Below are 22,442 nucleotides of genomic sequence, written 5' to 3' on the forward strand. Positions count from 1 at the left end.
CTGGTCAGCCTTTGACGGCGCCGGCGGAGAGTCCTTCGAGGAGTTGCCTGCGCAGCAGCAGGAAGACGGCGATGGTCGGTACGGAGGCGAGTACGGCGCCGGGCAGCACGAGGTCGAAGGCGCGGCTCTCGGCGCGGAAGAGGATGTTGAGGCCGAGCGGCAGGGTGTACTGGTTCACATCCGAGATGAGGACCAGGGGCCACATGAAGCTGTTGTAGCTCTGGAGGAACTGCCATACGCCCAGCGCGCCGAGGGAGGGCCGCAGCAGGGGGAGCACGACGCGGCAGAAGATGCCGAACTCGCTGTTGCCGTCCAGGCGGGCGGCTTCGAGGATCTCGTCCGGGATGGACTGGATGATGTACTGCTGCATCATGAAGATCCCGAAGGCGGGGGCGACCCAGGGGACGATCAGGGCGAACCAGGGGTTGGCCAGCCCGGATTTGACGATGAGGATGAACAGCGGGACGAGGATCACCGCGAACGGCACGGACAGCGAGCTGAACATGATGCCGAAGAGGATCTTCTTGCCGGCGAAGCGGTATTTGGCGAAGGCGAAGCCGGCCAGGGCGCAGACGAATACGGCGATGACGGTGGCGGTCAGCGCGGTGATGACGCTGATGGCGAACCAGCTCCAGAACGGCTGGCCGCTGAGCAGATTGCGGTAGTTCTCGGTGGTGCCGGGGTCCGGGATGAGGGTGGGCGGGTAGTTGAAGATGTCGCCGCGGGGCTTGAACGAGCCGGACAGCGCCCAGATCAGCGGGGCGGTGAAGACCAGCAGAAGCAGGGTGAGGGTGCCGTAGAGGGCGATCCGGCCGGGGACGGACCGGCGGCGCCCGCGCGGCGGGGCGGTCTCGCGCTTCCGGGTCCTCGCGGTCCCGCCGGTCGCGGTGCTGGCGGTGCTGGTGGCGCTCATGCGGTCCTCCCGATGCTGAGCAGCCGGTTGAGGAGCTGGCTGAGGCCGAACACGACGACGAACAGGACCAGACCGGCCGCCGCCGCGTAGCCGAATTGCTGGCGTTCGAAGGCGGCGCGGTACACGAACTGGGCCACGGTCAGGGTCTCCTCCCCCGGTCCGCCACCGGTGATCAGGTAGGGCTCGTCGAAGAGCTGGGCGGCGCCGATGAAGGAGGTCACCACGACGAAGGCGGTGACCGGCCGGATGGAGGGCAGGGTGACGGTGGTGAACTGCCGTACCGGGCCCGCGCCGTCCAGTTCGGCGGATTCGTACAGCTCGCGCGGTACGGCCTGGAGGGCGGCGAGGAAGAAGATGGTGAGGTAGCCGGTCCAGCGCCACAGCAGCACGAAGCTGATGGAGACCTTGGCGAGGGTGGGGTCGCCGAGCCAGTCGGCGCCGCCGAAGCCGAACAGGGCCCGCAGCACGGAGTTGACCAGGCCGTACTCGCGGTCGAGGAGCAGGCTGTACAGCAGGGCGATCACTATGGGTGACAGCACCATGGGGATGAAGAAGGTGACCCGGAACAGATCGCGGGCCCGGAGCCCCCTGGTGTTGAGGAGTTGGGCGATCAGCAGGGCGGCGGGTACGACAAGGAAGAGCGATACCAGCACAAAGATCAGGGAATTGCCGAGAGCTTTGTGGAAACTGGTGTCGCGGGCCAGGTCGGTGAAATTGTCAAAGCCGATGAAGGTGGGGGTGCCAAGGCCCACCCATTCGGTGAGACTCAGATAGCAGGCGACCCCGATGGGCACCACCATGAACAGGCCGTAGAGCACGTAGAAGGGGGCGATGAAGGCGTACGGCGCGAGTTGTCTGCGGGAGGTCATCGCGATCCTCCTCGGGTACGGGTCTGGCCGGCGAAATCCGCCGCCGCGCTTCTGAGTGCGTCGCGCGGTGATATGCGGCCGTGGTAGGCGCGCAGCAGATATCCGGAGAGGACGGTGTCGAGAATGGACCGGTCGGCGCTGAGATACAGCACGGGTGCTTCGTCGATGACGTCCCGGTAGATCTCGAACATGCGCTGTCCGCCGCAGTATTCGTCCTCGATGAGGGAGAGGGCGGGGTCGTTGAAGACGGAGCGGCGGCTGGGGAGATAGCCCAGGACGGTGTAGCGGCGGATCTGTTCGGCGGGGCTGAGGTAGGCGGCTTTGATGAGTTCGACGCCGGCCAGGGTGTTCCTCTTGTCGCGCAGGGCGGCGAATCCGGTGCCGCCGGCGAAGGAGGTACGGCCGCCCCCGCCGGTGAAGACGGGCAGCGGGCGGATCCGCCACTGCCCGGACTGTTCGGGGACGTTGGCCATGAGTCCGTACACCTTGTACCAGCTGGCCATCCACTGGCCGATGACCTTTCCGGTCTTCAGGGCGGCCTGCATGCTGGGCCCGTAGTAGTCGGAGACGGTGCTGAGATAGCCGCGCTGCACCCCTTCGGCGAGGAACCGCAGGGTGTCCTCGGCCTCCGGGGTGTCCAGGGTGAGGGTGCCGTCGGCGTCGAAGAGCCGGCCGCCGCGCTGGAGCAGCAGCATTTCGAAGGACTGGAGGATCTGCGGGAGGTCGCTGCCGGTGGGGACGGCGGCGAGCGCGACCCCGTGCCGGTCGGCGAGCCGGGTGCCGGCCTCGGCCAGCTCCTCCCAGCTGCCGAGGTCGGTGGGCAGGCCGTGGCGGGCGAACTCGGGCTCGCGGTAGTAGTAGACGACCAGCGGGGCGTCGGAGTCGAGTGCGTACAGGGCGCCGTCCTTGCTGAACGGCTCGGTGCGCACGGTCAGCAGGTCCTCACGGATGGCCGGGTCGATGTATGCGGTGAGGTCTTCGACGAGTTCGGCGGCGATGTCGCCGCGCAGCAGGCGGGTGAAGGCGCCGATCTCGAAGCCGGCCACGTCGGGGGTGCCGCGTCCGGCGATGGCCTGGGCGATGGTCTTGGTGACCACGTCGGCGGCGCCGGCCCGGGTGGGCTTGAGCCGCCAGGTGAACGGGGAGCCGGTGGCCGTCTCGGCGGCGGTGCGGAAGAACTCGACGTAGGCGTCGTCGTGGGTCCAGAAGGAGATGTCGGCGCGGCCGGAGGTGAGGGGCTGGGCGGGGGCGGCGGTGCCGCAGGCGCTGAGTGCGGGGGCGAGTGCGGCGGCGGCGCCGAGGCCGCCGGCGGTGCGCAGCAGTTGGCGGCGGGAGATGCCGCGGGGGCCGGATGTGCCGGGGGTGCCGCCGTTCATCGTCGGCTCTGTTCCGGCGCGGCGGCGCCCGCGCCCGTACCCGTGCTCGGGGATGGGGATGGGGATGGGGATGGGGATGGGGATGAGAGCGGGGGCGGGGGCGCGGTGGACGCGCGGTGGACGAGCTGGGCGGGGATGGCCACCCCGGGGTCGGCGGCCGGCGCGGGTGCGGGGGTGCCGATGGCGGCGACCAGCCGGCGCATGCCCTCGGCGGCGATCCGGGCGAAGTCCTGCCGGACGGTGGTCAGCGGGACGGAGAGGTAGCCGGCCTCGGGGATGTCGTCGAAGCCGATGACGCTCACGTCCTCGGGGACGCGCCGGCCGCTGCGTTCGATGGCGTGGATGGCGCCGATCGCCATCTGGTCGTTGGCGGCGAACAGTGCGGTCACGCCGCCGTCCTGGAGCAGTTCGCGGGTGGCCCGGTAGCCGGAAGCGGGGCTCCAGTCGCCGCGCCGGGTCTCGGGCCGGGGGGCGCCGGCCAGCTCCAGGGCGGTGTGCCAGCCGCGTTCGCGGTAGCCGGTGACGGCCCAGCGGGGCGGCCCGGCGAGGTGGTGCACGGTGCGGTGGCCGAGCCGCAGCAGATGGGCGGTGGCCTCGGTGGCGGCGGTGATGTCGTCGTTGCTGACGAACAGGACGTGGTGGCCGCTGGTTTCCGCGCCGGGCGGTGCGTCCGGCAGGTCGACCCGCAGGACGGGAATGTCGCGGGGAATGTGCTGGGCGATTTCGGCGGAGCCGATGGGCCCGCACAGGGCGATGGCGTCGATGCCGTGGCCGACCAATTGCCATACGGCGCGGCCGGATTCCTCGGGGTCGTGTTCGTCGGCGTGGATGACGCTGACGTCATATCCTTCGGCATGCGCGGCGCGCTGCAATCCGCTGAGGAGTGAGGCGGGGCCGAAATAGCCGCTGCCGGTGGAGATGAGGCCGATTCTGCGGGACCGCCGGGTGACCAGGGCGCGGGCGAATGTATTGGGCCGGTAGCCGAGTTGCGCTATCTCGCGCTGGACGCGTTCGCGCAGTTCGGGGGAGACGTGGGGTTCGTCATTGACGACGCGGGAGACGGTTTTCTGGGACACCCCCGCCCGGCGGGCGACATCCTTCATGGATATGCGGCTCGTCATGCACCAGCTCCTTTGCCAGCGACCCCGGTTGACTGCGCAGTCAACCGGTGCGGATACGGTAGGGAGCGGCGCCGGAGTGCGTCAAGGCTTTCGACCGAATTTTGTTCGGCATCCTGAAATTCGTTCGGAATACCGGACAACGCAAAGGGGCGACCGCCCGGACATCACTCCGGGTAGCCGCCCCTCCGCGCTTCGCTCAGTCCGTGGCCACGGGCGCCGTCGCCAGCGCCGCGCGCTGCGCGGCGTCCAGTTCGGCGCACCCCGCCACCGCCAGGTCCAGCAGGGCGTCCAGCTCGTGCCGGGCGAACGGCACCCCCTCGGCGGTGCCCTGCACCTCGATGAAGCGGCCGTCCCCGGTGCACACCACATTCATGTCGGTGCCGGCCCGGACATCCTCCTCGTACGCCAGGTCGAGCATCGGCACCCCGCCGATGATGCCGACGCTGACCGCCGACACGGTGCCGGTGAGCGGCTGCCCCTTGCCCTTGACGAGTTTGCGGGTCCGCCCCCAGGCGATCGCGTCCGCCAGCGCCACATAGGCGCCGGTGATGGCGGCGGTACGGGTGCCGCCGTCCGCCTGGAGCACATCGCAGTCCAGCACGATGGTGTTCTCGCCCAGCGCCTTGAAGTCGACGACCGCGCGCAGCGAGCGGCCGATCAGCCGGGAGATCTCATGGGTACGGCCGCCGATCTTGCCGCGCACAGACTCCCGGTCGCCCCGGGTGTTGGTGGCCCGGGGCAGCATCGCGTACTCGCCGGTGACCCAGCCCTCGCCGCTGCCGCGTCGCCAGCGCGGCACGCCCTCGGTGAAGCTGGCGGTGCACAGCACCTTGGTGTCCCCGAAGGACACCAGCACAGAGCCCTCGGCGTGCTTGCTCCAGCCGCGCTCGATGGACACGGGTCGGAGCTGGTCGGCCTGGCGGCCGTCGAAACGAGACATGCGGGGCAGCTTAGTGCCCCGCCCCGGCGCCCTTGCCCGGTGGGCCGCGTCGTCGGGTGCGGTCGGCCGGCGGGGCGGCGGCGCGCTCGCGTGCGGGGGTACTCGGGCGATCCGCCGGTGCGGTGGACGGCCGCGCGGGGCGGGGCGGGGCGGGGGTGCCCGGGCCAGGCGCGGGCCGGGCGCGGGTGGTCTCAGATCTGGTAGACGGCCCCTGGCCTGGCCAGCTCCACCGGTCCATCGAAGACGTCGCGGGCGTCGCGCAGGTTGGTCAGCGGGTCGGTCCACGGCGGGATGTGGGTGAGCACCAGCCGCTGGGCCCCGGCCGCCCGCGCGCACTCACCGGCCTGCCGGCCGTTGAGATGCAGCTCGCCGATGTCCTCCTTGCCGTGGGTGAAGGACGCCTCGCACAGAAAGAGATCGCTGTCCCGGGCCAGCTCGGTGAGGTTGCCGCACTCCCCGGTGTCACCCGAATAGCACAACGCCCGGCCGCGGTGTTCGATGCGGAAGCCGTACGTCTCCACGGGGTGGGTCACCCGGTCGGTGCGCACGGTGAGCGGCCCGAGCCGGAAGACGCCGCCCGCGGTGAGCCGGCGGAAGTCGAAGACCTCGCTCATCGACTTCTCCGACGGCGTGTCGTCGTACGCGGTGGTCAGCCGGCGCTCGGTGTGCTCCGGCCCGTAGACCGGGATCGGCTCGCAACGGCCGCCCTCGTACCGGTAGTAGCGGGCGACGAAGTAGGCGCACATGTCGATGCAGTGGTCGGGATGCAGATGACTGATCGCGATCGCGTCGATGTCGTACAGGCCGGTGTATTTCTGGAGCTCGCCGAGGGCGCCATTGCCCAGATCAAGGAGCAGCCGGTAGCCCTCGGCCTCGATGAGGTAGCTGGAACAGGCCGAGTCCGCGGACGGGAACGACCCCGAGCAGCCGACGACGGTGAGCTTCATGGACGGGGGAACCTCCGTGGTGGGGTTCGAATGACTGTAAGTCGCACGGCGGCCCCCCGCTCCCCGGCCGGACCGCGGTGTGGGCGGAATCACCGTCGCGGGGTACCGTCGGAACATGGACGTCTTGTGGTGGATTGTCCTGTTGGTGATCGCCGGTGTGGCGCTGGTCGCGGCACTGGTCGACGGCACGGCCCGGCTGGGCACGCACGGCGCCGGCCGGGACCGCCGGCGGCGGCCGTTCACCCGCCGCAGACGCCGGGACGACGGCGATGACCAGGGCTGAGCCGCGCCGCGCGCCGGTCAGTTGCGTTTCGTCTTGCGGCGCACCTGGATGGCCAGCAGCAGCCCGACGGCGATCCAGATCGCGAAGGTGGAGGAGCCCCCGTAGGAAAGGAACGGCAGCGGCACTCCGGTGACCGGCATGATGCCCAGAGCCATACCCATGTTCTCGAAGGACTGGAAGGCGATCCAGGTGACGATGCCGCCGGCCACGATGGTGCCGTACACATCGGGGGACTTCATGGCGATCACACAGCCGCGCCACATGATGACGCCGAACAGGCCGATCACCGCGGCCCCGCCCACGAAGCCGAGCTCCTCCCCCACCACGGTGAAGATGAAGTCGGTGTGCTGTTCCGGCACGAACTGGCCCAGGGTCTGGCTGCCGTGGAACAGGCCCTGCCCGAAGAGCCCGCCCGAACCGATGGCGATCCGCGCCTGGTTGGTGTTGTAGCCGACCCCGGCCGGGTCCAGCGCGGGGTTGGCGAACGCCGCGAACCGGTTGATCTGATAGTCGTCCAGTACGCCCAGGAGCCACACCGCGACCGCCAGCAGCACCCCGGCCGTCACCAGCCCGATGATCCAGCGCCGCGCGGCACCCGAGGTCATCAGCACCCCCAGCGCGATCGCCGCCAGCACCAGCGTGGTGCCCACATCCGGGGTGGCCAGGATGAGCACCGCCGGGATCGCCACCAGACCGAGCGCCCGCAGCACCGCGGGGGTGTCAGGGACCGAGTTGTTGTCGCCCTCCACCCCGGCGGCCAGCAGCGTGGCCATCGCCAGGATGACGGAGACCTTCACCAGCTCCGAGGGCTGGAAGGCGAAGCCGCCGCCCAGCTGGATCCAGCTCTGCGAGCCGTTGACATTGGTGCCCAGCGGACTGAGCACCACCAGGCACAGCACCAGGGTGCCCACGTACAGCACGGGCACCAGGTCGCGCAGTCTGCTGTGCCCCAGCCACACCACCACGGCGGCCAGGCCGCAGCCGATGCCGATGTTCAGCAGGTGCCGCATCAGGAAGAAGTACGGATCGTCGCCGGTGAGATCGGTGCGGCCCCGGGTGGCCGAGTAGACGAGGGTGGCGCCGAGCAGCGACAGGGCCAGCGCGGCACCCAGCAGCGGCCAGTCGAGCCGCCGCGCGATCGAGTCCCGGTCCGTGAGCCAGCGCCACATGGTCTTCTGGACCTCGGGACGCCGGCTGGTATAGCTGTGCACACTCACGCCTTGGACTGTACGTGAGCACACTGACACTCAGCGTGATGCGATGCGTCTCTGCGCGGTGGCGCTCACGCCCACAGCTGGCCGTGCAGCCGTTCCACCGCCTCCTCCGTGGTGGCCGCCGTGTAGATGCCGGTGGACAGATACTTCCAGCCGCCGTCCGCGACCACGAAGACGATGTCGGCGTCCTCCCCCGCTCGTACCGCCTTGCGGGCGGTGCCCAGCGCGGCGTGCAGCACCGCACCGGTGGAGACCCCCGCGAAGATGCCCTCCTGCTCCAGCAGCTCCCGGGTACGGCGCACCGCGTCCTCGGATCCCACCGAGAAGCGGGTGGTGAGCACGGACGCGTCGTACAGCTCGGGGATGAAGCCCTCGTCCAGGTTGCGCAGCCCGTACACCAGGTCGTCGTAGCGCGGCTCGGCGGCCACGATCCGGACGCCGGGGCGCTGCTCGCGCAGATAGCGGCCGACGCCCATCAGGGTGCCGGTGGTGCCCAGACCGGCCACGAAGTGGGTGATGGAGGGCAGGTCGGTGAGGATCTCCGGGCCGGTGGTGGCGTAGTGGGCGCCGGCGTTGTCGGGGTTGCCGTACTGGTAGAGCATCACCCACTCGGGGTGCTCGGCGGCCAGCTCCTTGGCGACCCGCACGGCCGTGTTGGAGCCGCCGGCCGCCGGCGAGGAGATGATCTCGGCGCCCCACATGGCGAGCAGCTGGCGGCGTTCTGCGGAGGTGTTCTCCGGCATGACGCACACCATCGTGTAGCCCTTGAGCTTGGCGGCCATGGCGAGCGAGATCCCGGTGTTGCCGGAGGTGGGCTCCAGGATGGTGCAGCCGGGGGTGAGCCGGCCGGCCTTCTCGGCCTGCTCGATCATGTGCAGGGCGGGCCGGTCCTTGACGGAGCCGGTGGGGTTGCGGTCCTCCAGCTTGGCCCAGATCCGGACCGTCTCGGAGGGGGACAGCCTCGGCAGCAGCACCAGCGGGGTGTTGCCGACCGAGGCCAGCGGGGAGTCGAAGCGCATCAGCGCGCGCCCCCGGCGACGGCGGGCAGGATGGTGACCTGGTCGCCGTCGGTCAGCTCGGTGGTGATGCCGGCCAGGAAGCGGACGTCCTCGTCGTTGAGGTAGACGTTGACGAAGCGGCGCAGCTCGCCGCTGTCCTCCACCAGCCGGCCGCGGATACCGGGGTGCCGGGCGTCCAGGTCCGTGATCAGCTCGGCCAGGGTCGCGCCGGCCCCGTTCACGGCCTTCTCGCCGTCGGTGTAGGTGCGCAGGATGGTCGGGATGCGGACCTCGATGGCCATGAAAGCTCCAGATCAGACGGTACGGCGGTGGGCGGTGTGCGCGCCGGCTGCGGGCCCGCGCACGCCAGGGAAAACCATGCGGTCATCGTATCGATTCCCGGTCAGGCGCCGTAGGCACCCACGATCCGGATCTCTTCCTCGGTGACCTCGCCGTCGATGATGCGGAAGGAGCGGAAGGAGAAGGGGCCTTCGTCGTTGCCGCACTCGGCGGTGGAGACCAGCACGTAGTGGGCGCCGGGCTCGCCGGCGTAGGAGATGTCGGTACGGGAGGGGTACGCCTCGGTGGCGGTGTGCGAGTGGTAGATCACCACCGGCTCCTCGTCGCGGTCGTCCAGTTCGCGGTAGAGGCGCAGCAGATCACCGGAGTCGAACTCGTAGAAGGTGGGTGAGCGGGCGGCGTTGAGCATCGGGATGAAGCGCTCGGGGCGGTCGCTGCCGGCCGGTCCGGCGATGACGCCGCATGCCTCGTCCGGGTGGTCCTTGCGGGCGTGGGCGAGGATCGCGTCGTGCAGCTCCTGGGTGATGGTCAGCATGCGGCACACGATACGAGACCCGCCCCCGGCCGCTGGCGCGGGCCGGGGGCGGGTGCCGGCGGTGGTACGCCGGTACGGGGCCGGGGTCAGTCCTTGACCAGCGAGGGGGTGGTGCGGGCGGCGGCTTCGGCGGCTTCGGCGGCGCGCTCGTCGGCCTCGATCTCCTCCTCGGTGTCGCCGGCGTCGCGGCGCCGGACGTAGGTGAGGACCTTCTGGAGTTCCTTCTTCACGATCGGGGCCAGCAGGTAGAGCCCGATGATGTTGAAGACGGCGGCCAGGAAGAGGGCGCAGTCGGCGAGGTCCACCAAAGTGCCCAGCGACATCATGGCGCCGATGACGACGAAGAAGCAGAAGACCAGCTTGTAGGCGGTGTCGCTGACCTTGGAGGCGCCGAAGAGGTAGTGCCAGGACTTCTGTCCGTAGTACGACCAGGTGATCAGGGTGGAGAAGGCGAACAGCAGCACCGCGACGGTGAGAATGTTCGGGAACCAGGGCAGCGCCGTGGCGAAGGCGTCGGAGGTGACGGAGATGCCGGCCGGGGAGTCGCTCTCCCGGGCCGCCTCGTAGGCCGGGCCGTTGGCGATGATGATGGTCAGCGCGGTCATGGTGCAGATGATGACCGTGTCGACGAACGGCTCGATCATCGCGACCAGGCCCTCGGTGGCGGGGCGCTTGGTCTTGACCGCCGAGTGGGCGATGGGGGCGGAGCCCAGGCCGGCCTCGTTGGAGAACGCGGCGCGGCGGAAGCCGGCGATCAGCGCACCGACCAGACCGCCGGTCACGCCCTCGGGGCTGAAGGCGCCGGTGACGATGGAGCTGATGGCATCGGGCACCTGGTTCACATTGAACAGGATGACGATCAGACAGGCGGTGACGTACAGGATCGCCATGCCGGGCACCAGCTTGGAGGTGACGGCGCCGATGGACTTGATGCCGCCGATCAGCACCAGGGCGACCAGCACCGCCAGCAGCAGGCCGAAGAGCAGCCCGCCGGCCGAGCCGGCGAAGAAGTCGGTGGAGCCCTCGGTGACGGAGACGACCTGCTCAAGGGACTGGTTGACCTGGAGGACGTTGCCGCCGAAGAGGGCGAACAGCAGCACCATCAGGGCGGCCGGGGCCGCTATGATCCGGCCGAGCTGGGGCAGGCCGCGCTCGGCGAGGCCCTTGCGCAGATACAGCATGGGGCCGCCGGTGACCCGGCCCTGGTCGTCGATCTCCCGGTACTTCACTCCGAGGGTGCATTCGACGAATTTGGTCGCCATGCCGAGGAAGCCGCACAGAATCATCCAGAAGGTGGCACCGGGGCCACCCAGGGAGACGGCGACCGCCACACCGGCGATGTTCCCCAGGCCCACGGTGCCCGAGACCGCCGAGGTGAGCGCCTGGAAATGACTGATCTCGCCCGGGGCGTCCTTCTGCTCGTACTTGCCGCTGACGAACTTGAGGGCGAGTTTGAAGTACCGCACCTGGGCGAAGCCGAAGTAGGCGGTGAAGACCACACCGGCCACCGCCAGCCAGGCCACGATCACCGGGAAATCGGCCCCGAAGACGGGAACATTGAAGAAGACGATGTCCGACAGAAAGCTGCTGATCGGGTCGAAGAAGTCGCTGATCGCCTTGTCGACGTCATCGGTCCAGGACATTGCGGGGGATTCCTCTGGCTGGTGGTGGGGGAAGGAAACACCTGCCGGACGCGGCGGGTGTGAGCATTATTCAGACGGGGTGTTCCTACCACGCAACACTCTGCACATCATGTGACGCGGGTCACGTTTGAAGTAACGGTCACATTACCCGCACTCGAAATCGGGGCGAATTACGGCAACAGGGTGGCGATGAGCGATTCCTGAAGGCCCCCCAGCCACAGATAGGCCATCACCAGCGGCTTGTCCGGGTCCTCGTCGGGCAGCCCGAACAGCCGGTCCGTGTCGTCGTCCTCGCTGATGTCCAGCCGCGTCCCGATCGCCAGCCGCAGATCGTTCAGCGTGCCGAGCCAGGCCCGGGATTCCTCCGGCTTGAGGGTGAGCACCGCGGGACCCGGCCCGTTTTCCTGCCCGGAAAGCCCGTCCAGTGCCCGAATCACCGTCAGCAGATTCTCCCGCTTGCCGGCCCGCAGTTCCCCTTCGGTGAAGCGCCGGAACTCCTCCGAGTACTGCCGGGAGCGCTCGTCCTGCGCGCCGTCCCGCGGGCCGTGATAGGCGTCCGGGAAAAGCCGGGCCAGCGCCGGATCGGTGGGCGGCTCACTAGGCCCCTCGGTGAACAGCGCGGCGAGTTCGTCGCCGACGCTCTCCGCCCGTTCCCCCGGCCCGATCAGTTCGAGCAGCTGCACGGCGAGGCTGCGCAGAATGGAAATCTCGATCTCGTCCAGCGCGACCGCCGCGCCGCCGTCGCCGTCGCCCGCGCCGCCCGTGGGCTCGAAATAACCCGCCATCACCGGTCCTGGGAGAGCGTCGCCCACAGGCCATAGCCGTGCATGGCCTGCACATCCCGCTCCATTTCCTCGCGGCTGCCCTGGGAGACCACGGCCTTGCCCTTGTGGTGTACGTCGAGCATGAGCTTCTTGGCCTTGTCCTTCGAATAGCCGAAGTACGCCTGAAAGACGTATGTCACATAACTCATGAGATTTACGGGGTCGTTGTGCACGATCGTCACCCACGGCACGTCAGGCTCGGGCACCTGCACCGGAGCTTCCTCGGACCGGGTTTGCTCGACCTCCATGGGGATGGCACTCACAGGTCCCATGCTGCCACACCCCCTAATATCGTCACTCTGACGAGATGGGAGGTACGCTGATCCCATGGATGACTTGGAGCTGGGACTGCCGGTGGCGGTGCCCTCGACCGCGCTCTTCACCGACCAGTACGAGCTGACCATGCTGCAAGCCGCGCTCCGCGCCGGCACCGCGCACCGCCGTACCGTCTTCGAGGTCTTCACCCGCCGCCTCCCGGCGGGCCGCCGCTACGGCGTGGTGGCCGGCACCGGGCGGCTGCTGGACGCGGTGGAGAACTTCCGCTTCGACCCGCCGCTGCTGGACTATCTGCGCGAGGCGCGCGTCGTCGACGAGCCCACCCTGCGCTGGCTGGCCGACTACCGCTTCACCGGCACGGTGCGCGGCTACCCCGAGGGCGAGGTCTACTTCCCCGGCTCCCCCATCCTCCAGGTGGCCGGCACCTTCGCCGAGTGCGTCCTGCTGGAGACGGTGATCCTGTCCATCCTCAACCACGACTCGGCGATCGCCGCCGCCGCCTCCCGGATGGCGGTGGCCGCCGCCGGACGGCCGCTGATCGAGATGGGCGCCCGGCGCACCCACGAGCTGGCCGCCGTCGCCGCCTCCCGCGCCGCGTACGTCGGCGGGTTCTCCTCCACCTCCGACCTGGCGGCCGGCTTCCGCTACGGCATCCCCACCGTGGGCACCAGCGCGCACGCCTTCACCCTGCTGCACGACAGCGAGCGGGACGCCTTCACCGCCCAGATCGACGCGCTGGGCACCGGCACCACCCTGCTGGTGGACACCTACGACGTGGCCGCGGCGGTGCGTACCGCCGTGCAGGTGGCCGGGCCGAAGCTGGGCGCGGTCCGCATCGACTCCGGTGATCTGCTGCTGGTCGCCCACCGGGTGCGCCGCCAGCTGGACGAGCTGGGGGCGCACGACACGCGGATCGTGGTCACCAGCGATCTCGACGAGTACGCGATCGCCTCGCTGGCCGCCGCGCCGGTGGACGCGTACGGGGTGGGCACCCGGCTGGTGACCGGCAGCGGGCATCCGACCTGCTCCATGGTCTACAAGATGGTCGCCCGCGCATCGGGGGAGGGGCCGGACGCGCCGCTGGAGCCGGTGGCCAAGAAGTCCACCGGCGGGAAGCTGTCCATCGGCGGGGTGAAGTGGGCGGCGCGCCGCCCGGGCTCCGACGGGGTGGCCGACGCGGAGGTCATCGGCACCGGCCCGGTGCCGGACGCGCTCGCCGGGCATCTGATGGGCGTGGAACTGATGCGGGACGGGCGCGCGGTGGCGCGCGAGCGGCTGGACGCGGCCCGCGACCGGCACCGGGCGGCCCGCGACCTGCTGCCCTTGTCGGCCACCCAGCTGTCCCAGGGGGAGCCCGTCCTGCGCACGGAGTACATCTGAGGCCATGACCTGTCGGCAGGCTGTGACCGTGCCCCCGTTATGAGCCCTCGCCCGCGCCACGCGGGTGGCCGTAGCCTCGGAAGTGGTCGGCCTTGCACCCGATACCGTTCGAGACCGGAACCAGCCGAAAGGGTGTTCGTCATGCACCGCGCACTCATCGTCGTCGATGTACAGAACGACTTCTGCGAAGGGGGTGCCGTGCCGGTCGCCGGGGGCGCCGACGTGGCGGCGGCCATCACCGATCTGATCGGGGAGTCCTCCCCCGGCTACCGCCATGTGGTGGCCACCCGTGATCACCACATCGACCCCGGTGATCACTTCTCCGACACCCCGGACTTCAAGAACTCCTGGCCACGGCACTGTGTGGCCGGTACGGAGGGCATCGGCTTCCATCCGAACTTCGCCCCGGCGGTCGCTTCCGGCGCCATCGACGCCTGCTTCGACAAGGGCGCCTACGAGGCCGCGTACAGCGGTTTCGAGGGCGCCGACGCCGACGGCGCCACGCTCGCCGACTGGCTGCGCGCCCACCAGGTGACCGAGGTCGATGTGGTGGGGATCGCCACCGACCACTGTGTGAAGGCCACCGCGCTGGACGCCGTACGGGCCGGGTTCCGTACCCAGGTGCTGCTGGATCTGACCGCCGGGGTCAGCCAGGAGACCGTGGAGGCGGCGCTGCGGGAGCTGGAGAACGCCGGGGTGGAGCTGTCCGGCAAGGCGCTCGTCGCGGACTGAGGGCGCGCGGGGCGTACCGGGGGGCGCCCGGGGCGCAGGGGGCTCACGCCGCCCAGATGTGCGCCTCCTGTGCGGTACGGGCCCGGGTGGAGCCCCACAGGGCCGCCATCGGCCGCCAGCGCTCCGTCTCGTGGTGCGGGCTGGAGCGCCACAGGGCGCCGTCGGGGTGGTGCAGCACGGCGGTGACCTCGTCCGGGGTCGGCGGGGCGGCGTTGCCGCGCAGGTAGACGGCGCGCAGGCCCAGGTTCCGCAGCCTGGTCAGCGCGCGGGCCCGGTTCGCGGCGCGCACCAGCACCCTGATCCGGCCGTGGGTGGCCGGGCGGGGCAGCAGCAGCGCCACCACGACGCTGCCATCGGGCAGCCGGACAAAGCCTCCGTCGGCCATGAGACACCTTTTCGTCGAGGTCCCGGATGTGTGGGGGGGACCCCGCCATACTCACCCGACCGGCCGCCGCCCAGCAAGAGGCGACGGCCGGAATACATCAGGTGATGATGCGACTACCTGTCGTCATCGGCGGATCAGCGGGTGCTGGGCGCCACCTGGAGGACCATCGGTGCCTTCCCGTTGCCGGTCGGCGACTGCGCCAGGATGGTGATCTTGGTGTTGGTGTCCGGCACGATCACGCTGTTCCACGGGTTGGCCGGGTCCCAGTAGTCGCCCTTGCGGTCGTCGAAGACCGGCACCGCGCGGTGCCCGGCCAGCGTGGTGGCCACACTGTCCTTGTGCAGCGTCAGCTTTGGCGTGGCGTACAGGCTGAAGGTGGCGTCCCGGGACTGGATGCGGTTGCGCAGCAGCGTGCCGTCCGACCACTTCTCGGCCGCCGGCGAGGCGTCCACCGGCAGGATCAGGCCCGCGCCCGGGTGCTGACGGGTGTTGTTGTTGGACTGCGAGGTGTCCCACAGCCACACCAGCAGGCCGGGCTGGTAGGCGTAGTGCTCGACCCAGTCGCCCTTGGTGTCCAGGAAACCGAAGTTGTACGGGCCGTACTTCAGGGTGCGGTCGAAGCCGGTGTACTGGCGGTTCTCCGCGATGTAGAACTGCGCGTAGTCATCGGTGATCGAGGACCCCACCAGCGAGAAGCCGTTCACCTGCCAGTCGCCCTCGCCGTTCTCGGCGTCGTCGGAGAAGACGGTGGCGCCGTCGGCGGTGATGGTGATCTCGTCCGCGGTGAAGCCGAGTTCGGCGACCGCGCCATCGGTGAGGTAGCGGAAGCGCAGCTCGATGGACTGCCCGGCGTACGCGTCCAGCGGGTAGGACAGCGCGACGTAGCCGTCCGACTCGCCGTGCAGCGCGGTGCGTCCGGCGCTGTCGGTGGGCAGCGGCGCGCCATCGCCCGTACCGGTCAGCGGGGTGTAGCTCGCGCCGCCGTCGGTGGACGCCTCGACGTAGAGGAAGTCGTAGTCCTCCTCGATGCTCCACCAGCCGGTGAGGTCGAGGGAGGCGGTGGAGACGCCGGTCAGATCGACGGTGCGGGTGAGGGTGTTGGAGAGGTTGTCGCCGCTGCCGCTCCACCACTGGGTATCGCCCTGGGCGGGGGCCACCAGATCGGTGGTGACGGTCTTGGCGGGCAGTTCGACGACCAGCGCCTGGGCGTCGGGGCGGCGGTTGCCCTCGGGGAACTGGCCGGCGGAGGCGCCCAGCAGGTGGGTGGAGCGGGACGCGGCACGGGCCACGTCGTAGTCCAGCCAGCCCAGTTGCAGCTTCTCCCAGGGGCCCATGTCATTGGGCAGGGTGCCGATCGCGCCGTCGCCCCGGTCGCTCAGCCAGGAGCCGGAGGACATCGCCGACCAGAAGCCGGTGCCGTTCTCGCCGCCCGAGGTGTCGTACAGGTCGGGCAGGCCCAGGTCGTGGGCGTACTCGTGGGCGAAGACGCCGACGCCGCCGTTCTCGGGCTGGATGGTGTAGTCGCCGACCCAGATGCCGGTGTCGCCGATCTCCACGCCACCGGCCTTGTTGCCGGGCGGACCGGTCAGGCCGACCTGGTCGGCGAAGGCGTACCAGCGGTGTGCCCAGATGGCGTCGTCGCCCTGCGCGCCGCCGCCGGCCGAGGCGTCCTCACCGGCGTGCACGATCTGGAAGTGGTCGATGTAGCCGTCGGGCTCGTTGAAGTTGCCGTTGTTGTTGTGGTCGTAGCGGTCCTGCTGGTCGTACTCGGAGAGGATCTCGCGGATCTCGTCGGGGGTGAGACCGCGCGCGATCTGGTCCTCGTACCAGGCGTTGACCCCGTCGGCGACGACCTCCCACACCGAGCGGCAGACGTTGGAGCCGCAGGCGGAGTTGCCGTACCGGGCCTCGTTGTAGTCGACCTTGACCCAGTCGGTGACCAGGCCGTCGATGGAGTAGCGGCCGGAGGACTGGCTCTCGAAGTACTGCTTGACGGACGGGACGGACGGGTCCGTGCCGTAGTACAGCTCCTCGAAGTGCTCCCGGCTGAAGTCCTTCTGCCAGATGGTGCTGTTGTCCACCGAGCGGTCCGGCTCGGCGATCTCGTTGGCCAGCGGGCCGGGGGTGCCGCCGAACTCGGGGTGGATCTCGTCGCCGAACTCCACCAGGATGGTGAAGATCTTGTCGGTGCCGGTGGTGGCCACCTCGACGAACTCGCCCTCGCCGAGCTCGACGACCTCGGAGCCGTTCCGGGTGCGCGGGCTGGCCTGGCCGGTGATCAGCTGCTGGTGGGCCTCCTGCTTGAGCGCTTCGCGCTTCTCGCCGAGCGGGTTCTCCAGGTGCGGCTCGGCCGCGTACAGCTGCTGGTCGGCCGGGATGCCGGCGGCGTCGTCGGCGGGGCTGCCGGTGGCTGCCTGGGCGGTGCCGGCGGGCACCAGGACGGCGGCGGTCAGGGCGGCGACGGCGGTAGCCGCTGCGAGGGCGGTAGACCGTGGGGATCTGCCTCGAATGTTCACTCTGATGTCTGTCCTTTGTCGCGAACATGGTTGGTGATCACAGGCATTGGACACGAAGCGAAGGCGAAAAGACAGATCCTGCTTAAAACGATCACGGAATCTCATGTTCATTTCACGATCTGTTGATATATGACTCCGTGCGCCCCCTGTGCTCCGGTCAGCCGGCACCTGCCCGAGGCATCAGACTCGTACCGTGCGGGCATGCACGCCCGTAGCACCCCGACCGAACATCAGCACCCCACCCTCATCAGGACGGACTCCGTCATGACGCCTCCGCATCCGACCCCCTCGCAGATCGCCTACGGTTCGGGCACGGTCCTGATCACCACCGTCTTACTGCTCCTGGTCACCGGCGCCGACACGACGCCGGCGCTCACCGCGATCGCCGCGCTGGCGCTGCTGCTCGGCGTCACCGTGACGATGGCGGTACGGGCCAAGGCCGCCGGGCCCGCGCCCGTATCGGACCGCGCACTGCCCGAACCGGCCACGGCCACGGCCACGGCGACCGCCCCCGCACAGCGGACGGAACGGCCCCACGCCCGGGTCTGAGACACCACCACCGCACCCGCGTGATCAGGCGGTCGAGACCACAACGGTCCTGGCCGCCTTGTCGTGCAGACACTGCCGGTAGGGCTTGTCCCAGGTGCAGTTGAGGACATTGACCAGCCAGAAGACGAAGCCGAAGCACGGCACCAGCTGGACCAGCGAGTAGACGGCGGCCCGGAACCAGCCCGCCGAGCCGCGCGGCACCGCCCCGTTCTCCAGCATCGCCACCCGGATCTTCATGGCCATCTTGCCCAGCGTCTGCCCCCGGGCGGTGAGCATCGCCCCCTCGTACACGAAGTAGACGATGATGATGGCGGCTTCCTGGAGATAGTTGCTGCTCGACGCGGTGTCGTAGTGCCGGTCGCCGGTGACCCACCACAGCAGCAGGGACATCGGGATGCCGATGATCAGCGCGTCGATGATGCGCGCCACCAGCCGCCGGCCGCGCGAGGGCAGCGGCGGCATGCCGGCCAGCGGATCGGCCTCCCCGTACGGCCCGGCCCCGGCCCCGGCCCCGGCTCCCGGCCCCTCGCCCGAGGGCGGCGGCGCGCTGGGATAGTCGGCGCCGGCGCCGGCGCCGGGACCCGAATCCGGACCACCGGACGGCGGGCCCTGGGCGTCGTCACCCCCGTGGGGTCCCTCATCGCCGGGCGGTGGCTGCGGCTGATCAGTACTCATGGCCCGAGTCGACCCCGGGCACCGGGCTCACGCACCCGGCGTGCGGCGTTCGGGCTACACCATTGCGCCGAGGGGGTACGGAGGCGGCCGACGGCCGGGCCGTCAGCCGGCCGGCCGGTCAGCCCGTCAGCCGGTGACGAAGGTGCCGGCCGCCTTGTCGTGCCAGCACTGGTGCCAGGGCCGGTCGCGCAGCCCCCACAGCACATTGACGATCCCGATCAACAGGATCGCCAGCAGGCTGTGGACCAGCCAGCGCAGCACCGCCGCCCCGAAGGCCGGCTTGAGCTGGCTCTGGAGATCGAACACCCGCAGCTTGCACAGGGCCTTGCCCGGAGAGCGGCCCCACAGCGCGGTCGGCAGCGCCTCGAAGAGGAAACCGGCCACCAGGAAGACGCCGAGCACCATGGCGAGATGGCCGCCGGTGGTCCCGTCGATCAGCCAGATCTCCTGGGTGACCCCGGCCGCGTTGGCCGCGTCGACCTGCTGCTGGATGTGGTCCCTGGCATCCCCGATCACCATCGCCGCCATCGCGGCGGCGGCGCCCAGCGGCAGCAGCGAATCGATCAGCCGGGCCAGCAGCCGGCGGCCCAGACCGGCCGGGTAGAGCTGCTCGCCCGCGCCGAACAGTTCGTCCTTGCGGAACGGCGGCGGGGTGAGCGGGTCCGCCTGGTGCGAGCGCAGGAACGGCGACTGCGCCGCCTGCGGCTGAAGTTGCTGAGGCTGCGGCTGCTGCTGCGGGGCCACCGGCTGGTGCTGCGGCTGCTGCGGCACCGGAAGCGGCGGCAGCCCGGGCGGCGGCGCCTGGACCGGCAGCGGCTGCGGGGCCTGCGGGGCCTGCTGGGCGAGCTCCCGTACCTGGTGCTGCCAGGACTCCCCCTTCGGCAGCCGCAGCTGAGCCGTCTGCTCGTGCGGCGCCTCGGGCGGTACGGACCTCGCCTGGGCGGGCAGCGCCGGGCGCGCGGCCTGCACCGGCGTGGCCGGCAGCGCCTGCTGCTGCTCGGGCACAGCGGGCAGCGCGGCGGCCGGCTTCGGCTGCTCCGGCTCCGCCGCCGGTGCCGGTGCCGGCTCCGATGCCGGTACCGCTGCCGCTGCCGGTCCCGGCTCGGCGCGGCGGAACTGCCCGCGCGGATCGATCCGGGGATCGGGCTTCTGCACGGCGGGGGCGGCGGCAGCGGCTGCGGCCGGCGAGGTGGAGACATCCTCGTCGCCGGACCAGCGGCCCGGCTCCAACTCGGGCCGCGCCACCTCCTGCTGCGGCTGCGGCTCGGGAAGCCCCGGCGCCGGCGCCCCCACCGGCGGCGCGGGCATCGGCTCCCCGCCCCTGGGCTCCGGACGACTGGTGCCGGGCATCCAGGCGGCACCGTTCCAGTACCGGATGTAGCCGGGGATCGACGGGTCCGGATACCAGTTGGGCCCCGGGCTGCCGCCGGTGCCTCCTGCGGGTGGGGAGCTCATGAGCGGTCCTGAATCTCCTCGTCCTACGGGGTTCCTACTGGGCTGTCTGCGGCCCGTCGCCGGGTATGCATGGTACGTCCCCGGGCGAGGCGGCAGATACAGCCAGGGTCGCCGACAGTGTCCCCGATGTCCCGCAGCCGGCGGCCCGGTGGCCGGCCGACACGCGGCCTTCGCAGAAAAATCTCCAAAGCCGCGTAATGATCCGCGACCCGCGCCCTCTCTCCTTGTGCCTGACCAGACAGGAACGCATGTGAAGGGGCGACGCAGCGCATGAACACCACCGTCGAACGGGACATCGAACTCCAGCTGGTGCTCTCGCCGGAGCGCAGCATCCCGGTACCGGCCCGCTTCGTGTACCGGTCCGATGACCCGTACGCCGTCCACATCACCTTCCACTTCGGCTCCGACCTGCCCGTGCACTGGACCTTCTCCCGGGAGTTGCTGGTGGAAGGGGTCTTCCGGCCGTCCGGGCACGGGGATGTCCGGGTGTGGCCGACGAAGGCCGACGCGCGCGGCGTCATCTGTGTGGCGCTGAGTTCGCCGGACGGTGACGCGCTCATCCAGGCGCCCGCGGTCGCGGTCTCGGCGTGGCTGGAGCGCACGCTGCGCGTCGTACCGCCGGGCGCGGAGTCGGAGAACACCGACCTGGAAAAGGAGCTCTTCGCACTGTTGACGCCCGCGCCGGGCGAGGACTGCTACCCGTACGAGGGATGGGCCGGTCCGCTGGACGGGCCGGGGCTCGGGCCCTGGCCGTCCGACGGCGACAGGTGAGCGGCGTGCCGGACCAGCGGGGTGGTGCGGTACGGCACCGGGTTCTCCATGACGATGGCGGTGGCGGCGCGCACGATGCCGTCGAAGCCGACGACCCGGTCGATGACGCGCTGGAGATCGGCGTTGGAGCGGGCGACGAGGCGGCACAGCATGTCGCCCTGGCCGGTGATGGTGTGCAGTTCCAGCACCTCGGGGACGGAGGCGAGATGGGCGCGCACCTCGGTGCCGCGCCCCTGCTTGATCTCCAGGGTGGCGAAGGCGGTCACCGGGAAGCCGATGGCGGCCGGGTCCACCTCGGGGCCGAAGCCCCGGATCACGCCGGAGGCGCGCAGCTTGTCCAGCCGCGCCTGGGCGGTGCCGCGTGCGACCCCCAGCCTTCTGGATGCCTCCAGTACGCCGATACGCGGCTCGCGCGCGAGGAGTTCCAGCAGCCGGCCGTCGAGTTCGTCGATCGCCATGCGGGCCTCTCCTCCACTGGATCCACTGGGCAACCTGTACACACCGTACGGGGCTACGCGCGTGTAGCTGTACTGGGTGTCCACCACTCGTGCCAACTATTGCGCACCTTGCCGAGGGGGCGCACCCTGCGCTTATGACTGAGCACACTCCGGCCGATCCGTTCCCGGTACAGGGGATGGATGCGGTCGTCTTCGCGGTGGGCAACGCCAAGCAGGCGGCGCACTACTACTCGACGGCGTTCGGGATGACCCTCGTCGCCTATCAGGGCCCGGAGAACGGCAGCCGGGAGACCGCTTCGTACGTGCTGGAATCCGGCGGCGCGCGTTTTGTCCTTACGTCGGTCATCACTCCGACGGGTGAACGCGCGAAGGAGCTGGCCCGGCATGTCGCCGAGCACGGGGACGGGGTGATCGATCTGGCGATCGAGGTGCCCGACGCCCGGGCGGCGTACGCGCACGCGGTGGCGCGGGGGGCGCGCGGGCTGGTGGAGCCGTACGAGCTGTCGGACGACGACGGGACGGTGGTGCTGGCGACGGTGGCCACCTATGGCGACACCCGGCACACGCTGGTGGAGCGTTCCGGCTACAAGGGCGTGTATCTGCCGGGGTTCACGCCGGCGCGGCCGATCGTCGAACCGGCCGCCGGGGGGCGGCGCCGGGTGTTCCAGGCGATCGACCACTGTGTGGGAAATGTGGAACTCGGCCGGATGAATGAGTGGGTCGACTTCTACAACAAGGTCATGGGCTTCACGAATATGAAGGAGTTCGTGGGCGACGACATCGCGACCGAGTATTCGGCGCTGATGTCGAAGGTGGTGGCGGACGGCACCCGGAAGGTGAAGTTCCCCATCAACGAGCCGGCGGTGGCCAAGAAGAAGTCACAGATCGATGAGTATCTGGAGTTCTACGGCGGCCCCGGGGTCCAGCACATCGCCCTGAACACCGGGGACATCATCCACACCGTGCGCACCATGCGGGCGGCGGGCGTGGAGTTCCTCGACGTGCCGGATTCGTACTACGACACGCTGGGTGAATGGGTCGGCGAGACCCGGGTGCCGCTGGACACCCTGCGGGAGCTGAAAATCCTCGCGGACCGCGACGAGGACGGCTATCTCTTGCAGATCTTCACCAAGCCCGTACAGGATCGCCCAACGGTCTTCTTCGAGATGATCGAGCGGCACGGATCGCTGGGATTTGGCAAAGGGAACTTCAAAGCTCTCTTCGAGGCAATCGAGCGTGAACAGGCGCGGCGGGGGAATCTGTAAGAACACCACCCCCCACA

The 22,442-nt window shown here is 70.1% G+C and carries 24 protein-coding genes; 6 read left to right on the forward strand and 18 right to left on the reverse strand.

The genetic code is table 11. From position 1 onward, the window contains the following. Positions 1-4: 4 nt before the first annotated feature. The 6 genes from AC5WRL_RS10350 to AC5WRL_RS10375 all read right to left on the reverse strand — a co-directional run bounded on the left by AC5WRL_RS10350 (position 5) and on the right by AC5WRL_RS10375 (position 6,166). The gene (locus AC5WRL_RS10350) at positions 5-913 is read right to left on the reverse strand and encodes a carbohydrate ABC transporter permease (protein WP_496088100.1); all 909 of its coding nucleotides are present in this window, start codon (positions 911-913) and stop codon (positions 5-7) included. Further along, entirely contained in the window at positions 910-1,782 is an 873-nt protein-coding gene (locus AC5WRL_RS10355; protein WP_496088101.1) for a carbohydrate ABC transporter permease, read from the reverse strand. Before AC5WRL_RS10355 ends, AC5WRL_RS10350 begins: the two co-directional genes overlap by 4 nt. Continuing rightward, positions 1,779-3,158 carry an ABC transporter substrate-binding protein gene (locus AC5WRL_RS10360; protein ID WP_496088102.1) on the reverse strand — a complete coding sequence of 460 codons (1,380 nt, stop codon included), beginning with the start codon at positions 3,156-3,158 and terminating at the stop codon, positions 1,779-1,781. Before AC5WRL_RS10360 ends, AC5WRL_RS10355 begins: the two co-directional genes overlap by 4 nt. Further along, positions 3,155-4,279 (reverse strand): LacI family DNA-binding transcriptional regulator, encoded by a 1,125-nt coding sequence (locus AC5WRL_RS10365; RefSeq protein ID WP_496088103.1) that lies wholly within the window; start codon positions 4,277-4,279, stop codon positions 3,155-3,157. The genes AC5WRL_RS10360 and AC5WRL_RS10365 overlap by 4 nt, the downstream gene beginning before the upstream one ends. A gap of 196 nt (positions 4,280-4,475) precedes the next feature. Next, the gene (gene rph, locus AC5WRL_RS10370) at positions 4,476-5,219 is read right to left on the reverse strand and encodes a ribonuclease PH (RefSeq protein WP_496088104.1); all 744 of its coding nucleotides are present in this window, start codon (positions 5,217-5,219) and stop codon (positions 4,476-4,478) included. 191 nt (positions 5,220-5,410) lie between these two features. Further along, positions 5,411-6,166, reverse strand: coding sequence for an MBL fold metallo-hydrolase (locus tag AC5WRL_RS10375; RefSeq protein WP_496088105.1), 756 nt, complete (start codon positions 6,164-6,166; stop codon positions 5,411-5,413). A gap of 115 nt (positions 6,167-6,281) precedes the next feature. Here AC5WRL_RS10375 and AC5WRL_RS10380 point away from each other — a divergent pair, with 115 nt between their 5' ends. Beyond that, positions 6,282-6,449: a hypothetical protein gene (locus AC5WRL_RS10380; protein ID WP_496088106.1), complete on the forward strand. Its 168-nt coding sequence runs from the start codon at positions 6,282-6,284 to the stop codon at positions 6,447-6,449. 17 nt (positions 6,450-6,466) lie between these two features. On the opposite strand, the gene rodA is transcribed toward AC5WRL_RS10380, so the two are convergent. The 7 genes from rodA to clpS form a co-directional block, all read right to left on the reverse strand. Further along, positions 6,467-7,618, reverse strand: coding sequence for a rod shape-determining protein RodA (rodA, locus tag AC5WRL_RS10385; protein WP_496088447.1), 1,152 nt, complete (start codon positions 7,616-7,618; stop codon positions 6,467-6,469). Positions 7,619-7,731: 113 nt separating this feature from the next. Next, on the reverse strand, positions 7,732-8,682 hold the full coding sequence (locus AC5WRL_RS10390) for a PLP-dependent cysteine synthase family protein (RefSeq protein ID WP_496088107.1): 951 nt from the start codon (positions 8,680-8,682) through the stop codon (positions 7,732-7,734). Next, positions 8,682-8,963: a MoaD/ThiS family protein gene (locus tag AC5WRL_RS10395; protein ID WP_496088108.1), complete on the reverse strand. Its 282-nt coding sequence runs from the start codon at positions 8,961-8,963 to the stop codon at positions 8,682-8,684. Before AC5WRL_RS10395 ends, AC5WRL_RS10390 begins: the two co-directional genes overlap by 1 nt. 101 nt (positions 8,964-9,064) lie before the next feature. Then, on the reverse strand, positions 9,065-9,496 hold the full coding sequence (locus AC5WRL_RS10400) for a M67 family metallopeptidase (RefSeq protein WP_496088109.1): 432 nt from the start codon (positions 9,494-9,496) through the stop codon (positions 9,065-9,067). Positions 9,497-9,582: 86 nt separating this feature from the next. Continuing rightward, the gene (locus AC5WRL_RS10405; protein WP_496088110.1) at positions 9,583-11,139 is read right to left on the reverse strand and encodes an alanine/glycine:cation symporter family protein; all 1,557 of its coding nucleotides are present in this window, start codon (positions 11,137-11,139) and stop codon (positions 9,583-9,585) included. A 170-nt stretch (positions 11,140-11,309) separates the two neighbouring features. After that, positions 11,310-11,924 carry a DUF2017 domain-containing protein gene (locus AC5WRL_RS10410; protein WP_496088111.1) on the reverse strand — a complete coding sequence of 205 codons (615 nt, stop codon included), beginning with the start codon at positions 11,922-11,924 and terminating at the stop codon, positions 11,310-11,312. Continuing rightward, the gene (gene clpS, locus AC5WRL_RS10415) at positions 11,924-12,235 is read right to left on the reverse strand and encodes an ATP-dependent Clp protease adapter ClpS (protein WP_496088112.1); all 312 of its coding nucleotides are present in this window, start codon (positions 12,233-12,235) and stop codon (positions 11,924-11,926) included. Before clpS ends, AC5WRL_RS10410 begins: the two co-directional genes overlap by 1 nt. Before the next feature lie 55 nt (positions 12,236-12,290). On the opposite strand from clpS, the gene AC5WRL_RS10420 reads away from it, so the two are divergent. Then, the gene (locus AC5WRL_RS10420) at positions 12,291-13,619 is read left to right on the forward strand and encodes a nicotinate phosphoribosyltransferase (protein ID WP_496088113.1); all 1,329 of its coding nucleotides are present in this window, start codon (positions 12,291-12,293) and stop codon (positions 13,617-13,619) included. A 141-nt stretch (positions 13,620-13,760) separates the two neighbouring features. Continuing rightward, complete coding sequence (locus AC5WRL_RS10425) at positions 13,761-14,351, forward strand: isochorismatase family protein (RefSeq protein ID WP_496088114.1); 591 nt, start codon at positions 13,761-13,763, stop codon at positions 14,349-14,351. Between the two features lie 43 nt (positions 14,352-14,394). Here the strand turns inward: AC5WRL_RS10425 and AC5WRL_RS10430 are convergent, their stop codons facing one another. Together AC5WRL_RS10430 and AC5WRL_RS10435 are read right to left on the reverse strand one after the other, a co-directional pair. Continuing rightward, positions 14,395-14,736, reverse strand: coding sequence for a hypothetical protein (locus tag AC5WRL_RS10430; protein ID WP_496088115.1), 342 nt, complete (start codon positions 14,734-14,736; stop codon positions 14,395-14,397). Between the two features lie 134 nt (positions 14,737-14,870). Then, positions 14,871-17,252, reverse strand: a complete 2,382-nt coding sequence (locus AC5WRL_RS10435; RefSeq protein WP_496088116.1) for an immune inhibitor A domain-containing protein — start codon at positions 17,250-17,252, stop codon at positions 14,871-14,873. 201 nt (positions 17,253-17,453) lie between these two features. On the opposite strand from AC5WRL_RS10435, the gene AC5WRL_RS10440 reads away from it, so the two are divergent. After that, positions 17,454-17,801 (forward strand): hypothetical protein, encoded by a 348-nt coding sequence (locus AC5WRL_RS10440; RefSeq protein WP_496088117.1) that lies wholly within the window; start codon positions 17,454-17,456, stop codon positions 17,799-17,801. Positions 17,802-17,825: 24 nt separating this feature from the next. On the opposite strand, the gene AC5WRL_RS10445 is transcribed toward AC5WRL_RS10440, so the two are convergent. Together AC5WRL_RS10445 and AC5WRL_RS10450 are read right to left on the reverse strand one after the other, a co-directional pair. Beyond that, positions 17,826-18,476: an RDD family protein gene (locus tag AC5WRL_RS10445; protein WP_496088118.1), complete on the reverse strand. Its 651-nt coding sequence runs from the start codon at positions 18,474-18,476 to the stop codon at positions 17,826-17,828. 126 nt (positions 18,477-18,602) lie between these two features. Next, on the reverse strand, positions 18,603-19,931 hold the full coding sequence (locus AC5WRL_RS10450; protein WP_496088119.1) for an RDD family protein: 1,329 nt from the start codon (positions 19,929-19,931) through the stop codon (positions 18,603-18,605). A 270-nt stretch (positions 19,932-20,201) separates the two neighbouring features. On the opposite strand from AC5WRL_RS10450, the gene AC5WRL_RS10455 reads away from it, so the two are divergent. Next, positions 20,202-20,702 carry an SsgA family sporulation/cell division regulator gene (locus tag AC5WRL_RS10455; RefSeq protein WP_496088120.1) on the forward strand — a complete coding sequence of 167 codons (501 nt, stop codon included), beginning with the start codon at positions 20,202-20,204 and terminating at the stop codon, positions 20,700-20,702. Here AC5WRL_RS10455 and AC5WRL_RS10460 read toward each other — a convergent pair. Further along, positions 20,627-21,160 carry an Lrp/AsnC family transcriptional regulator gene (locus tag AC5WRL_RS10460; RefSeq protein WP_496088121.1) on the reverse strand — a complete coding sequence of 178 codons (534 nt, stop codon included), beginning with the start codon at positions 21,158-21,160 and terminating at the stop codon, positions 20,627-20,629. The two genes, AC5WRL_RS10455 and AC5WRL_RS10460, sit on opposite strands and share 76 nt — an antisense overlap. A gap of 134 nt (positions 21,161-21,294) precedes the next feature. On the opposite strand from AC5WRL_RS10460, the gene hppD reads away from it, so the two are divergent. Beyond that, complete coding sequence (hppD, locus tag AC5WRL_RS10465; RefSeq protein ID WP_496088122.1) at positions 21,295-22,425, forward strand: 4-hydroxyphenylpyruvate dioxygenase; 1,131 nt, start codon at positions 21,295-21,297, stop codon at positions 22,423-22,425. Positions 22,426-22,442 lie beyond the last annotated feature (17 nt).

The organism is Streptomyces sp. NTD107 (assembly GCF_059510435.1).

Bases quoted from the DNA above. Each gene is read 5' to 3' on its own strand.
- AC5WRL_RS10350 (WP_496088100.1), bottom strand. From the start codon at position 913: ATGAGCGCCACCAGCACCGCCAGCACCGCGACCGGCGGGACCGCGAGG.
- AC5WRL_RS10355 (WP_496088101.1), bottom strand. From the start codon at position 1,782: ATGACCTCCCGCAGACAACTCGCGCCGTACGCCTTCATCGCCCCCTTC.
- AC5WRL_RS10360 (WP_496088102.1), bottom strand. From the start codon at position 3,158: ATGAACGGCGGCACCCCCGGCACATCCGGCCCCCGCGGCATCTCCCGC.
- AC5WRL_RS10365 (WP_496088103.1), bottom strand. From the start codon at position 4,279: ATGACGAGCCGCATATCCATGAAGGATGTCGCCCGCCGGGCGGGGGTG.
- rph (WP_496088104.1), bottom strand. From the start codon at position 5,219: ATGTCTCGTTTCGACGGCCGCCAGGCCGACCAGCTCCGACCCGTGTCC.
- AC5WRL_RS10375 (WP_496088105.1), bottom strand. From the start codon at position 6,166: ATGAAGCTCACCGTCGTCGGCTGCTCGGGGTCGTTCCCGTCCGCGGAC.
- AC5WRL_RS10380 (WP_496088106.1), top strand. From the start codon at position 6,282: ATGGACGTCTTGTGGTGGATTGTCCTGTTGGTGATCGCCGGTGTGGCG.
- rodA (WP_496088447.1), bottom strand. From the start codon at position 7,618: ATGTGGCGCTGGCTCACGGACCGGGACTCGATCGCGCGGCGGCTCGAC.
- AC5WRL_RS10390 (WP_496088107.1), bottom strand. From the start codon at position 8,682: ATGCGCTTCGACTCCCCGCTGGCCTCGGTCGGCAACACCCCGCTGGTG.
- AC5WRL_RS10395 (WP_496088108.1), bottom strand. From the start codon at position 8,963: ATGGCCATCGAGGTCCGCATCCCGACCATCCTGCGCACCTACACCGAC.
- AC5WRL_RS10400 (WP_496088109.1), bottom strand. From the start codon at position 9,496: ATGCTGACCATCACCCAGGAGCTGCACGACGCGATCCTCGCCCACGCC.
- AC5WRL_RS10405 (WP_496088110.1), bottom strand. From the start codon at position 11,139: ATGTCCTGGACCGATGACGTCGACAAGGCGATCAGCGACTTCTTCGAC.
- AC5WRL_RS10410 (WP_496088111.1), bottom strand. From the start codon at position 11,924: ATGGCGGGTTATTTCGAGCCCACGGGCGGCGCGGGCGACGGCGACGGC.
- clpS (WP_496088112.1), bottom strand. From the start codon at position 12,235: ATGGGACCTGTGAGTGCCATCCCCATGGAGGTCGAGCAAACCCGGTCC.
- AC5WRL_RS10420 (WP_496088113.1), top strand. From the start codon at position 12,291: ATGGATGACTTGGAGCTGGGACTGCCGGTGGCGGTGCCCTCGACCGCG.
- AC5WRL_RS10425 (WP_496088114.1), top strand. From the start codon at position 13,761: ATGCACCGCGCACTCATCGTCGTCGATGTACAGAACGACTTCTGCGAA.
- AC5WRL_RS10430 (WP_496088115.1), bottom strand. From the start codon at position 14,736: ATGGCCGACGGAGGCTTTGTCCGGCTGCCCGATGGCAGCGTCGTGGTG.
- AC5WRL_RS10440 (WP_496088117.1), top strand. From the start codon at position 17,454: ATGCACGCCCGTAGCACCCCGACCGAACATCAGCACCCCACCCTCATC.
- AC5WRL_RS10445 (WP_496088118.1), bottom strand. From the start codon at position 18,476: ATGAGTACTGATCAGCCGCAGCCACCGCCCGGCGATGAGGGACCCCAC.
- AC5WRL_RS10450 (WP_496088119.1), bottom strand. From the start codon at position 19,931: ATGAGCTCCCCACCCGCAGGAGGCACCGGCGGCAGCCCGGGGCCCAAC.
- AC5WRL_RS10455 (WP_496088120.1), top strand. From the start codon at position 20,202: ATGAACACCACCGTCGAACGGGACATCGAACTCCAGCTGGTGCTCTCG.
- AC5WRL_RS10460 (WP_496088121.1), bottom strand. From the start codon at position 21,160: ATGGCGATCGACGAACTCGACGGCCGGCTGCTGGAACTCCTCGCGCGC.
- hppD (WP_496088122.1), top strand. From the start codon at position 21,295: ATGACTGAGCACACTCCGGCCGATCCGTTCCCGGTACAGGGGATGGAT.